The sequence below is a fragment of the Streptomyces violaceus genome, from assembly GCF_036014075.1.
Taxonomy (GTDB): domain Bacteria; phylum Actinomycetota; class Actinomycetes; order Streptomycetales; family Streptomycetaceae; genus Streptomyces; species Streptomyces violaceus.
Window position 1 is genome coordinate 3,449,757 of the sequence record NZ_CP107911.1, and the last position, 11,609, is coordinate 3,461,365.

Consider the following 11,609-nt stretch of genomic DNA (forward strand, 5'->3'; position numbering starts at 1 on the left):
CACCTGACCGGCCGGCGGAGGCTCACCTCACAGGACTACCGCCGCACAGGGCTACAGCTTCTCCACCGGCGCGTACCGCAGCAGCAGCCGCTTCGGGTTGGTGTCCCCGAAGTCGATCGTCGCCTCGGCGTTCCCGCCCGTGCCCTTCACCGCCACGACGGTCCCGAGCCCGAACTGGTCGTGCGTGACCCGGTCCCCGACTGCAAGCGACACCACCGGCTTCTCGGAGGTACGGCGCGTGGCGAAACCGGACGCGCCCGACGCCGACGAACGCGAACGGGACGACGACAGCGAGGCCGCCACCGCGGAGACCGGCCCGGAGGACGCGGGCGCGGTCGCACCGGTCCGCTTCCACTCCAAGTGGGTCGGCGGGATCTCCTCCAGGAACCGGGACGGCGGGTTGTAGGACGGCTGACCCCAGGCGCTGCGCAGGGTGGACCGCGTCAGATACAGCCGTTCCCGCGCACGCGTGATGCCCACGTACGCCAGGCGCCGCTCCTCCTCCAGTTCCTTGGTCTGGCCGAGGGCGCGCATGTGCGGGAAGACGCCGTCCTCCATGCCGGTCAGGAAGACGACCGGGAACTCCAGGCCCTTGGCGGTGTGCAGGGTCATCAGGGTGATGACGCCGTCGCCGTCCTCCTCGTCGGGGATCTGGTCGGAGTCGGCGACCAGCGCGACCTGCTCGAGGAAGTCGGCCAGGGTGCGTTGCTCCTCCTCGCCACGCTCCTGCTCGAACTCCATGGCGACGGCGGCGAGTTCCTGGAGGTTCTCGATCCGGGTCTCGTCCTGCGGGTCGGTGGAGGCCTGCAGTTCGGCGAGGTATCCGGTGCGCTCCAGGATCGCCTCCAGCACGGTGGCGGGGCCGGCGCCGGACTCGACGACCGTACGGAGGTCCTCCATCAGCGTGTTGAACCGCTTGACGGCGTTGGTGGAGCGCGCGGCCATGCCGTACGCCTCGTCGACGCGCTTCAGCGCCTGCGGGAAGCTGATCTTCTCCCGCTGGGAGAGGGCGTCGATCATCGCCTCGGCCCGGTCGCCGATGCCCCGCTTGGGCACGTTGAGGATCCGGCGCAATGGCACCGAGTCCTCCGGGTTGGCCAGCACGCGCAGGTAGGCCAGGACGTCCCGGACCTCCTTGCGCTCGTAGAAGCGGACGCCGCCGACGACCTTGTAGGGCAGGCCGACGCGGATGAAGATCTCTTCGAAGACACGGGACTGGGCGTTGGTGCGGTAGAAGACGGCGACGTCGCCCGCCTTCGCCTCGCCCGCGTCGGTGAGACGGTCTATCTCGTCGGCGACGAACTGCGCCTCGTCGTGCTCGGTGTCGGCGACATAGCCGGTGATCTGCGCGCCCGTGCCCGCGTTGGTCCACAGGTTCTTGGGGCGGCGGGACTCGTTGCGCTCGATGACCGCGTTGGCCGCGCTCAGGATCGTCTGCGTGGAGCGGTAGTTCTGCTCCAGCAGGATCGTCGTCGCGTCCGGGTAGTCCTCCTCGAACTGGAGGATGTTGCGGATCGTCGCGCCGCGGAAGGCGTAGATCGACTGGTCGGCGTCACCCACCACGCAGAGCTCGGCGGGCGGCAGGTCGTCCGCGCTGGGCGGTACGTCGACGGGGTGCTCGGAGGTGCCCACGAGCTCCCGGACGAGGGCGTACTGGGCGTGGTTGGTGTCCTGGTACTCGTCCACGAGGACGTGGCGGAAGCGGCGGTGGTAGTGCTCGGCGACGTCCGGGAAGGCGCGCAGCAGGTTGACCGTCGTCATGATCAGGTCGTCGAAGTCGAGGGCGTTCGCCTCGCGCAGCCGCGACTGGTACATCACGTAGGCCTGGGCGAGGGTCTTCTCGAAGCCGTCGGCGGCCTGGGCGGCGAAGTCCTCCTCGTCGATCAGCTCGTTCTTCAGGTTGCTGATCTTGGCGCTGAAGGACTTCGGCGGGAAGCGCTTGGGGTCGAGGTCCAGGTCGCGGCAGACCAGGGCCATCAGGCGCTTGGAGTCGGCGGCGTCGTAGATCGAGAAGCTCGACGTGAAGCCGAGCTTCTTGCTCTCCCGGCGCAGGATGCGCACACAGGCGCTGTGGAACGTCATCACCCACATGGCGTTCGCGCGGGGGCCGACGAGCTGCTCGACGCGCTCCTTCATCTCGCCGGCGGCCTTGTTGGTGAAGGTGATGGCGAGGATCTGGCCCGGGTGGACGTCCCGCTCTGCGAGCAGGTGGGCGATGCGGTGGGTGAGCACGCGGGTCTTGCCGGAACCGGCACCGGCCACGATGAGCAGCGGGGAGCCGGAGTGCACGACGGCGGCGCGCTGGTTGTCGTTCAGCCCCTCCAGGAGCGCGGCGGCGTCCACCGGCGGGCGCGCGGCGCCGCCCCGGTAGTAGGCGTCACGGTCCGGCGGCGCGTCGAACTTCCCGCCGAACAGATCGTCCGGAACCGGCTCCGGTACGTGATCGTCCTCGGGCGGTGGCGGGGGCTCGTCCGCGGGGCCCCGCTGGGCCTGGAGGTCCGCCAGGAAGCTGTCGTCAAAGAGGCTGCTCATCGCTCTCCGAGTCTAGGGCGCCCCACTGACAGCCCGCCGCCGCCCTGAGAACATCGCCGAAAGGACCCCCCTGTCACCCTCCAGGTCCGCGCGATCACAGGTCGCTACAGCCTTCACAATTGCGTGCGAATGATGACCAACCCCCCTCGATTGATCACTCTCGGCGACACTCATGAGCAAGGTCACGGAAATGTATCGGGCATATCACCCATCAACCTTCACAAGGGCCACACGAGTTGGCTAACGTGCGAGGAGGCCACACGAACCCCACCGGCGAACGTCGCCGGGCCGCGTGGCCTCCGCCGAGTCCGGCGTGCCGCAGCGGCAGCCAGAGCCGGGGACCCACCGAGACCCCGGGGTGAATCGGCCCGACTCCCTTTCCGGAGAGGGCCGTAGGGCAACCCTTCCGAAGTACCCGCCCGAACCCGACAGCTAACCCGGTAGGCGGAGCATGGAAGGAGTCGCCTCCCTTGGCGTCGCACCGCAAGTCGCGTCCTACGGGTTCGCGCGTGGCAGGCATACGGACCCCCGCCTTCGCAACGGCGGCCCTCACCTCCGTGGCCCTGCTGTCCCAGTCGGCCAACGCCGCCCCCGAGGCCGACGACAAGCCCAGCCTGGAGGAAGTCGAGAAAAAGGTCGACGACCTCTACCGCCAGGCGGGGTCCGCGACCGAGAAGTACAACGGAGCCAAGGAGAAGACCGCCAAGCAGCGCAAGCGCGTGGACACCCTCCTCGACGACGTCGCCCAGCGCACCGAGAAGCTCAACGAGGCGCGGGAGGAGCTGGGCACCTTCGCCGCCGCCCAGTACCGCACCGGCGCCTCCGCTCCGGACACCGCCACGTTCCTGCTCGCGGACACCCCGCAGGACTACTTCGACCAGACCCAGCTGATGGACCGGATGACCGGCCGTCAGAAGGTGGCGGTCGACGACTACATCACTCAGCAGTCCGAGACGATGGAGAAGCGTCAGGAGGCCGCCGAGAGCCTCGAGACGCTCACCGAGTCACAGGGCGACCTGAAGACGGCCAAGGCGACCGTGCAGAGGAAGCTCGCCGACGCGCGCGAGCTGCTGTCGAAGCTGACCGCCGAGGAGAAGGCGCGGCTCGCGGCGATCGAGAAGGAGAAGCAGCAGGAGGCCGCCCGCAAGGCCGCCGAGCTGGCCCGGCAGCAGGCCGAGCAGCAGAAGGAGCAGGAGCAGGAAGCCGCCCAGCAGCAGGGCAGCGGCTCCTCCTCGGCGGGTTCGGGTTCGTCCTCGTCGTCCACCGTGCCCGACTCCTCGTACGCCACCAAGGCCGACAAGGCGCTCGCCTTCGCCCGCGCGCAGATCGGCAAGCCGTACGTCTGGGGCGCCACCGGCCCCGGCTCCTACGACTGCTCCGGCATCACCCAGGCCGCCTGGAAGGCCGCCGGGGTGACCCTGCCGCGCACGACGTACGACCAGGTCAACGTCGGCACCACGGTCCCCCTGGCCGACGCCCAGCCCGGTGACCTGGTCTTCTTCTACGACGATGTCACCCACGTCGGCATCTACATCGGCAACGGCATGATGATCCACGCTCCGAAGCCCGGCACGTACGTGCGCGAGGAGTCGATCTACTACGACGGCGAGTCGTCGATCCACAGCGTGGTGCGGCCGGCCTGACGGGTCTCGCAGGTTTTTGGGACCCCGCGCGCGTGCCCTGCCCGTAACGCGCGCGGGGCCTCCTAGCATCGGCCCCATGCCCGGCCCCTCCCCCTCTGTCGCCTGGTGGGCGCAGCGTGCTCCGGCGGCCAGTGCCGCTGTGCTGACGACCGGCACCCTGTCGGTCGGTCTGGATCTGGCGGGGTACGAGGTCCTCTCACGCATCACCCTCGGCCTGGCCTGCGCGGCCTGGCTGGTGTTCGCCGCGGACTTCACCCTGCGGCTGCTGCGGGCCGGGACCAGGTGGCGGGCGTATGCGCGCAGGCCGGGCGTCCTGGAGAGCGTCACCACGGCCGCCCTCACCACCGTGGCGGCGACGGCCGTCCTGGGGGCCGCCTTCTCGGCGGCCGGCGCCCAGGCTCTGGCCGTGACTCTGCTGGTGCTCGCCGTACTGCTCTGGCCGGTGCCGCTCGTCCTCGTCCCGCAGGGCGGGGAGCGGCGCAGGCCCGGGACGGTGTTCGCGCGCTGCATGGCCACGCAGGGGCTCGCCGTGCTCGGCGCCACGCTGGCCGCGGCCGAGCCGGCGGCCTGGCTCGCGCACGCGGCTCTGGTGCTGTTCTGGCTGGGGCTGGTGCTGTACGTCCTCGCCCTGGTCCGTTTCGATGTGCGGCAGGTGGCCGAGGGGACCGGCGATCACTGGCTCGCGGGCGGGGCGCTCGCCCTCTCGGCGCTCGCCGGGGCGCGGCTGCTCAGCGCCGACAGCGCACGTCTGTACCTGTGGAACGTGGACGACCGGGACGTCCTGCGCACCGTGACCGTCGTGCTGCTCGTGCTCGCGCTGGTCTGCTACGCCGTCCTGTTCGCCGCCGAGTTCGTACGGCCCCGGCCGCGCCGTGACGTCCGCCGCTGGGCGACCGTGTTCACCTGGGCCAAGACGGGGACGGCGGCACTGGCCGTCGCCGTCGCCCTCGATGTCTCCTGGCTCGACGGCTTCGGGGAGGCGCTGTTGTGGATCGCGGTGGCGGCGTGGCTCGTGGCCACCGCCTGGACGGCCGCCTCGGCCCGCTCCGGTGTGCGGCCCGGCCGCCGGGTCAGGTCCAGAGCACGGCGATGAAGACGTTCGCCGTGGTCAGCAGCCCGACCAGGCCGAACAGGCCCTTGTCCACCTTCTCGTCGTCCCGTTTCACGTAGACCAGGCCGAGGATCACGATCAGCAGGGCCAGCTTCACGCCGATCTTGATGTTGTTCACGGACTGGTCGTCGGCCTGGTTGAGGCCGACCAGGATCACACCGGTGACCAGCATCGTCAGCGCGCCGTGCAGCATCGCCGGGGTGTAGCGGGCGGTGCCCTCGCCCATCGCCTTCATCTGGGTGAGGAAGCCGCCCAGGAGCGAGGCGATGCCGATGATGTGGAGGCCGACGAAGAGGTGGATGAGAACGTCCATGAGGCCGGAGCCTAATCAGGGGGTCCGATCCGCCCGACACCGGCCCACCGATGCATATATGCGCCCCATAGCACCCGATCACCGTCACTCGCCCGTGATTCGACGCATCGGTCATCACGCTGAGTTAAGGCGACGATGCCAAGGCGGGATCGCGGTCGCATACGGTCACCGTCGGTCCTCTCGGGACAGTTCCGCGCACCGGCCACGGGCCCGCCATGGCGAGGTTTAGCGTCCTCCACCAGGTGACCGGCTCCCCACCGCCGCCCGGGCCAGGGGCGGCAGTCGGGCACCACCGCCAGAAGGTCCGGCGGCGGCCCGCTTCCCCTGTGCGGGCCGTCGCCGGATGCGCAGGCCGCCCGCCCGCTCCCCACGGCGGCCGTCGCACGCACCGGGCGGTCGCAGGAAAGGACGTGGCTCCCAAGGTGGCAGCGCACCGCAAGCCCCGACAGCGCACCGCGAGCGGCAACACGGCCCGTACGGCCGCCACGATCGCGCTCGCCGGCGCGGCGACCGCGACGGGCTTCGACGGAACCGGACACGCCGAACCGCAGCTCACCCCCGGCCAGGTCAAGGCCAAGGTGGACAAGCTGTACCAGGAGGCGGAGGTCGCCACCGAGAAGTACAACGGCGCGAAGGAGAAGGCCGACGCCGCCGGAGAGCGGCTCAAGAAGCTCCAGGACCAGGCGGCCCGCAAGGAGGAACGGCTCAACTCGGCCCGCGACGCCCTGGGCTCGGTCGCCGCCGCGCAGTACCGGGACGGCGGCATCGACCCCGCCCTCCAGCTCGCCCTGTCCGACGACCCCGACCGGTACCTCGAGAACGCCGAGTTCGTGGAGCGGGCCGGCAACCGGCAGAAGTCCGCCGTCGCGGGCGTACGCAAGCAGCTCCGGGAGATCGAGCAGCTGCGCGGGGCCGCCCATATCGAGCTGGCGTCCCTGAAGTCGCGGCAGACGGAGCTGAAGCGGCACAAGAAGACGATCACCGGCAAGCTGGGCTCCGCACGGCAGCTGCTGTCCCGGCTCACCGCGCAGGAACGTGCCCGCATCGCCGAAGCACCGGGCGCGAACCGCGCCTCACGCTCCTTGACGGACCTCCGGGACACCCTGGCGGCCCCCGGATCCGCCGGCTCGCAGGCACCCAACGCCCGCGCGGCCGCCGCCGTCTCCTACGCCTACCAGAAGCTCGGCAGCCCCTACGTCTGGGGCGCGACGGGTCCGAACGCCTTCGACTGCTCGGGCCTCGTCCAGGCCGCGTACCGCTCCGCGGGCGTCTCGCTTCCCCGCACGACGTACTCCCAGATCGCCGCAGGCCGCCGTGTCTCCCGCTCCGAACTCCTCCCCGGTGACCTGGTCTTCTTCTACGCCGGCATCAGTCACGTCGGCATCTACGTGGGCAACGGACAGATGATCCACGCCCCGAACTCATCGGCCCCGGTACGGGTCGCTCCGCTCGACGAGATGCCGTACGCGGGGGCGACGCGGGTGGTCTGACCTGACCGGCCCGGGCCGCGGGTCACACCAGCCGTCGAGCCGTGGCCCACCGCGTCAGCTCGTGCCGGTTGGAGAGCTGGAGCTTGCGGAGGACCGCCGAGACATGCGACTCGACCGTCTTCACGGAGATGAACAGCTGCTTGGCTATCTCCTTGTACGCGTAGCCCCGGGCGATGAGCCGCAGCACCTCGCGCTCGCGCTGGGTCAGCCGGTCCAGGTCCTCGTCGACCGGAGGCGCGTCCGTGGAGGCGAAGGCGTCGAGGACGAACCCGGCCAGGCGCGGGGAGAAGACCGCGTCGCCCTCCTGGACGCGGAAGACGGAGTCGACGAGGTCCGTGCCGGTGATCGTCTTGGTGACGTAACCGCGGGCACCGCCGCGGATCACGCCGATCACGTCCTCCGCCGCGTCCGACACGGACAGCGCGAGGAAACGGACCGGCTGCTCGGCGTCGGCCATCAACGGGGCACAGCGGCGCAGCACTTCCACCCCGCCGCCGCCCGGGAGGTGCACGTCGAGGAGGACCACCTCGGGCCGGGTCGCGGTGATGACCGTGACCGCCTGGTCGACGTCCGCGGCCTCGCCGACGACCTCGACACCGGTCTGCTCGGTCTGCCCGATCTCGGCCTGGACCCCTGTACGGAACATGCGGTGGTCGTCGACGAGGACCACGCGCACACGGCGCCCGCCGGGGCCGCCGCCCGACTCCGCGGGCCCGGCCGCCTCCGCCGGTCCCGCCGTACCGTTCGACTCGGTCGGGTCGCTCATGACGTCTTCTCCGCCCTCTCCATCTCCAGCTCGACCTCCGTGCCGCCGTCCGGCACCGCGCGCAGCCGCGCCGTGCCGCCGTGGCGCTCCATGCGGCCGATGATCGATTCTCTGACACCCATGCGGTCGGCGGGTATCGAGTCGAGGTCGAAGCCGGGGCCGCGATCCCGGACGGACACGAAGACCGTCTTCCCCTCGACCTCGGCGTAGACCTGTACGGCTCCGCCCTCGCCACCGTACTTGGCGGCGTTCACCATTGCTTCCCGCGCGGCCTGCATCTGTGCGCCGATCCCCTCGTCGAGCGGGCAGTCCCCCACCACCACGACCTCTATGGGCACGCCGTGCTTGTCCTCCACCTCGGCCGCGTTGCGCCGCACGGCGTCGGCGAGCGTGGTGGGTTCGTCGGCCTCGTCCTTGCCGGTGCCCTCAGGCTTGTAGAGCCAGGTGCGCAGGTCGCGCTCCTGGGCGCGGGCCAGGCGGCGCACCTCGTTCGCGTTCTCCGCGTTGCGCTGGATCAGGGTGAGGGTGTGCAGCACCGAGTCGTGCACATGGGCGGCGACCTCCGCGCGCTCCTGGGCACGGATGCGCATCAGGCGCTCCTCGGAGAGGTCCTGCGTCATGCGTACCAGATACGGCCCGGCGAGGAGCGTTATCCCGACGAGCACCGCGAGGGCCGCCTGCAGGACGGAGCCGAGGTGGGCGGCGGAGCCCTGCATGACGAAGATGCCGGAGACGCCGGCCGTCACCAGCAGCACCCCGCCCCCCGCGCGCAGCAGCGTGACCGTGCGCCGGCGGCGGCCGACCTCGACCCAGCGGGCCCGGCGGGCGTTGTCCGCCTGCCGCCAGACCAGGGCGACGCCCGCGCCGACGAGCACCGCCGGCCAGAGGTAGGCCCGGGCCCCGCCGCTGAGGTTCACATTGCCCACGAACACCAGGGCCACGGCGACCATGAGCAGCAGGGCCACTATCTGGCCCTTGTCGGGTTTGCGGGCGACGAGTCTGCGGCGGCCGTCGGGCGCGGTCTCCGAGGCGGCCGGCGGCTTCTGCGCGTCGACTCCGCCGACGCCGAGCGGGACGAAGAACCAGAACGCGGCGTACAGCAGCGCACCGAGGCCGTCGGCCATGAACAGGCCGACGAACACGAGCCGCACCCAGACGACGGGCAGCCCGAGGTGCCCGGCGAGGCCTCGCGCCACGCCACCGAGCCAGCGTCCGTCACTGCTGCGGTAGAGCTTGCGCGGCGGCCGCGGTTCGGCGAGTGGCGCTGCTGCGGCTTCCGACATGCCATTGATGGTCACACGGCCGCAAGGCCGGAGCATCAGGGTCGACCCCGGAGACTCCCCTGATCTCCGGAGGCCGGCCCGTCGAACGCTTCCCGCGCCGTTCCTCAGGGCCGATATCAGGGTCCGGCCAGGGTCATTCCGACTGCCGCCGCGGCGCCGCGCCCGTCACCATGGACCCATGACCGATCACGAGCACGCCGCGACGGGTCCGGGACCCGGCTCCGGCCCGCGCCCCGCACCGGGCGCCGGGCCGCGGGATGCCGCGCCCGCCGGCTCCCCCGCGCAGGGGCGTGCGGACGCGGGAGAACAAGGAGGAGCCCACGACGCGGCCACCCCGGCCGGGGACGCCGCCCCTCCCGGCCCTCCCCGCGCGTTCCGCCGCGACCGCCGCCACAAGACCCTGGCCGGGGTCTGCGCCGGGCTCGGGCGGCAGTGCGACATGGACCCGGTGATCTTCCGGATCACGCTCGCGGTGCTCTCCGTCACCGGCGGCATCGGTCTGCTCTTCTACGGCTTCGTCTGGCTCCTCGTCCCGTACGACGACGAGGACGAGAACGAGGTGCACAAGCTGCTGACCGGCCGCGTCGACGGCCAGGCCCTGACGGCCGTGCTGTTCGCGCTGGTCGGCTGCGGGGTGTTCCTGACCCTGCTGAACAACGGCGGAGTGCTGACCTTCGCCTTCGTCCTGTCCATACTCCTGGCCGGCTCCGGCTACTGGTCGCGCCAGCGCGGCGCCCCCAGCCCCGACCCGCTGGCCGCCCAGGCCGCCGCCGACGCCCCGCCCGAACCCCAGGCGCCGCCGGTCCTTGCCACCTCCCCCTCCTGGTGGCGCGACCCCATCGTCAAGGACGGCACCCACATCGGCGGCACGGGCTACCTGTGGGGCCCCCGCGAGGCCCGCGACCCGGACGTCGCGGCAGCCGTCAACATCGGGCTCGGCACCCGGGCCGGCGGCCGCGAGGACATACCCGTCCCGCGCAGCCGGCCGCCCGAGACGCGCGGACCCCGCTGGATCGGCGGCTGGGTCTTCCTGCTGGCCCTGCTCGCCGGTGTCCTGGGCACCCACCTGACCTGGGACGAGCAGCCGCTGGGCACCAGCCTGCAGACGGGTCTGTCCTGCGCGCTCGCCGTCCTGGGCCTGGGCATAGCCGTCAGCGCCTTCCTGGGACGGACCGGGGCGGGCTCGATCCTCCTGGCGATCATCACGGCCGGAGTGCTCGCCGGCTCGGCGGCACTGCCCAAGGACATCGGCACCCAGTGGGCCCGCACGACCTGGCGGCCCGCCACGGTGGCGGACGTACGGCAGCAGTACGAACTGGGCACCGGCGTCGGCACCCTTGACCTGACCGGGCTGGACGTGGCCGGGAGACAGACCGTGACGACCCGCGCCGATGTGGGCATCGGCCGGGTGAAGGTGCTCGTGCCCCAGGACGTGACCGTGCGGCTGAGCGTCGACGTGGGGCTCGGCGACCTCCAGCTGCCGGGCGACGACACGAAGGACGTGGACGTGAAACCGGGCCAGCAGAAGCGGATGACCCTCTCCCCCGCCAAGGGCGTCGAGAAGTCCGGCACCATCGACCTGGACCTCCAGGTCGGCATGGGACAGGCGGAGGTGACCCGTGCTGCGTCATGAACCCCGGCCCGGAAAGCTGGTCGCCGGTGTCGTCCTCGTCCTGACGGGCGTCCTCTACGCCGGTGACGCGGGCGGCGCCTGGGAGATCCCGTGGTTCGTGGCGATCCCCCTCGTCACGGGCGGACTGTGCCTGGCCGGCGCGGTGGCGTTCCTGACGGGCCGCCTGCGCCGACGCCGCACGGCGGGCCGCACCGCCACCGACTAGCCACCGGTACCCCGGGCTCCGGCTAGCGGTACTCCCGCCTATGCCGTCGTCGCGACCTCAGGGCGGCGTCCACGGACAGCAGGGGCGCGCCCGCCAGGACGAGCGGGATCCACGCCATGAGATAGGCGAGGTCGTTGCCGTAGTAGTACGGATCGGAGGCCCAGCTCACGGTCAGCCACAGGCTGAGGGAGATCAGCGCGCCGCCGAGTGCGGCCAGACGGGCGAGCACACCGAGCAGGGTGCCGATGCCGACGGCCAGTTCTCCGAAGGCGATGGCGTAGCCGAAACCGACCGGGCTCTTCAGGGAGAGGTCGACCAGGGCGGGAATGGCGGAGGAGTCGCGGACGGCGCGCATCATGTCGCCGATCGACCCGGAACCGGCGTCCTTCATGAAGGCGCTGTCGGTGATTTTGTCCAGGCCGGCGTAGATGAAGGTGACACCGAGGAAGATGCGCAGGGGAAGGAGGGCGTAGCGGCCGGCGGTATCCCTCCAGCCTCCGTCGCCACGGAAGTGGGGGGTGGACGTGTCCGATCGCATACTGTGAGTCATCGCTGCTAGCCGCCTCTCGCCGCCGGTGCCGAGACCCCCTCAACGACGATACGTACGACGAACAGACCGCGCTCAATCCTGGC

The 11,609-nt window shown here is 71.3% G+C and carries 10 protein-coding genes and 1 riboswitch; of the genes, 5 read left to right on the forward strand and 5 right to left on the reverse strand.

Going from position 1 to position 11,609, the window contains the following annotated elements:
• Positions 1 to 51: 51 nt before the first annotated feature.
• A complete protein-coding gene (gene pcrA / locus OG542_RS15320; protein WP_328411428.1) occupies positions 52 to 2,532 on the reverse strand; it encodes a DNA helicase PcrA in 2,481 nt (826 codons plus the stop codon).
• A 304-nt stretch (positions 2,533 to 2,836) separates the two neighbouring features.
• Positions 2,837 to 2,994: riboswitch (cyclic di-AMP (ydaO/yuaA leader) on the forward strand.
• Between the two features lie 8 nt (positions 2,995 to 3,002).
• On the opposite strand from pcrA, the gene OG542_RS15325 reads away from it, so the two are divergent.
• Complete coding sequence (locus OG542_RS15325) at positions 3,003 to 4,175, forward strand: C40 family peptidase (RefSeq protein ID WP_328411430.1); 1,173 nt, start codon at positions 3,003 to 3,005, stop codon at positions 4,173 to 4,175.
• 76 nt (positions 4,176 to 4,251) lie between these two features.
• Positions 4,252 to 5,268, forward strand: a complete 1,017-nt coding sequence (locus OG542_RS15330; protein ID WP_328411432.1) for an SLAC1 family transporter — start codon at positions 4,252 to 4,254, stop codon at positions 5,266 to 5,268.
• Here OG542_RS15330 and OG542_RS15335 read toward each other — a convergent pair.
• A complete protein-coding gene (locus tag OG542_RS15335) occupies positions 5,246 to 5,599 on the reverse strand; it encodes a hypothetical protein (RefSeq protein WP_107455854.1) in 354 nt (117 codons plus the stop codon). The two genes, OG542_RS15330 and OG542_RS15335, sit on opposite strands and share 23 nt — an antisense overlap.
• A 422-nt stretch (positions 5,600 to 6,021) precedes the next feature.
• On the opposite strand from OG542_RS15335, the gene OG542_RS15340 reads away from it, so the two are divergent.
• On the forward strand, positions 6,022 to 7,089 hold the full coding sequence (locus OG542_RS15340; protein ID WP_328417927.1) for a C40 family peptidase: 1,068 nt from the start codon (positions 6,022 to 6,024) through the stop codon (positions 7,087 to 7,089).
• Positions 7,090 to 7,111: 22 nt separating this feature from the next.
• Here the strand turns inward: OG542_RS15340 and OG542_RS15345 are convergent, their stop codons facing one another.
• Together OG542_RS15345 and OG542_RS15350 are read right to left on the reverse strand one after the other, a co-directional pair.
• Positions 7,112 to 7,855 (reverse strand): response regulator transcription factor, encoded by a 744-nt coding sequence (locus OG542_RS15345; protein ID WP_328342594.1) that lies wholly within the window; start codon positions 7,853 to 7,855, stop codon positions 7,112 to 7,114.
• The gene (locus OG542_RS15350) at positions 7,852 to 9,138 is read right to left on the reverse strand and encodes an ATP-binding protein (RefSeq protein WP_311127353.1); all 1,287 of its coding nucleotides are present in this window, start codon (positions 9,136 to 9,138) and stop codon (positions 7,852 to 7,854) included. The genes OG542_RS15345 and OG542_RS15350 overlap by 4 nt, the downstream gene beginning before the upstream one ends.
• A gap of 178 nt (positions 9,139 to 9,316) precedes the next feature.
• On the opposite strand from OG542_RS15350, the gene OG542_RS15355 reads away from it, so the two are divergent.
• The gene (locus OG542_RS15355; RefSeq protein ID WP_328411434.1) at positions 9,317 to 10,771 is read left to right on the forward strand and encodes a PspC domain-containing protein; all 1,455 of its coding nucleotides are present in this window, start codon (positions 9,317 to 9,319) and stop codon (positions 10,769 to 10,771) included.
• The gene (locus OG542_RS15360) at positions 10,758 to 10,976 is read left to right on the forward strand and encodes a hypothetical protein (protein ID WP_184591311.1); all 219 of its coding nucleotides are present in this window, start codon (positions 10,758 to 10,760) and stop codon (positions 10,974 to 10,976) included. Before OG542_RS15355 ends, OG542_RS15360 begins: the two co-directional genes overlap by 14 nt.
• Positions 10,977 to 10,998: 22 nt before the next feature.
• Here the strand turns inward: OG542_RS15360 and OG542_RS15365 are convergent, their stop codons facing one another.
• A complete protein-coding gene (locus tag OG542_RS15365; RefSeq protein ID WP_328411437.1) occupies positions 10,999 to 11,526 on the reverse strand; it encodes a DoxX family protein in 528 nt (175 codons plus the stop codon).
• Between the last annotated feature and the right edge of the window lie 83 nt (positions 11,527 to 11,609).

Bases quoted from the DNA above. Each gene is read 5' to 3' on its own strand.
- OG542_RS15345 (WP_328342594.1), bottom strand. From the start codon at position 7,855: ATGAGCGACCCGACCGAGTCGAACGGTACGGCGGGACCGGCGGAGGCG.
- OG542_RS15355 (WP_328411434.1), top strand. From the start codon at position 9,317: ATGACCGATCACGAGCACGCCGCGACGGGTCCGGGACCCGGCTCCGGC.
- OG542_RS15335 (WP_107455854.1), bottom strand. From the start codon at position 5,599: ATGGACGTTCTCATCCACCTCTTCGTCGGCCTCCACATCATCGGCATC.
- OG542_RS15350 (WP_311127353.1), bottom strand. From the start codon at position 9,138: ATGTCGGAAGCCGCAGCAGCGCCACTCGCCGAACCGCGGCCGCCGCGC.
- pcrA (WP_328411428.1), bottom strand. From the start codon at position 2,532: ATGAGCAGCCTCTTTGACGACAGCTTCCTGGCGGACCTCCAGGCCCAG.
- OG542_RS15365 (WP_328411437.1), bottom strand. From the start codon at position 11,526: ATGACTCACAGTATGCGATCGGACACGTCCACCCCCCACTTCCGTGGC.
- OG542_RS15330 (WP_328411432.1), top strand. From the start codon at position 4,252: ATGCCCGGCCCCTCCCCCTCTGTCGCCTGGTGGGCGCAGCGTGCTCCG.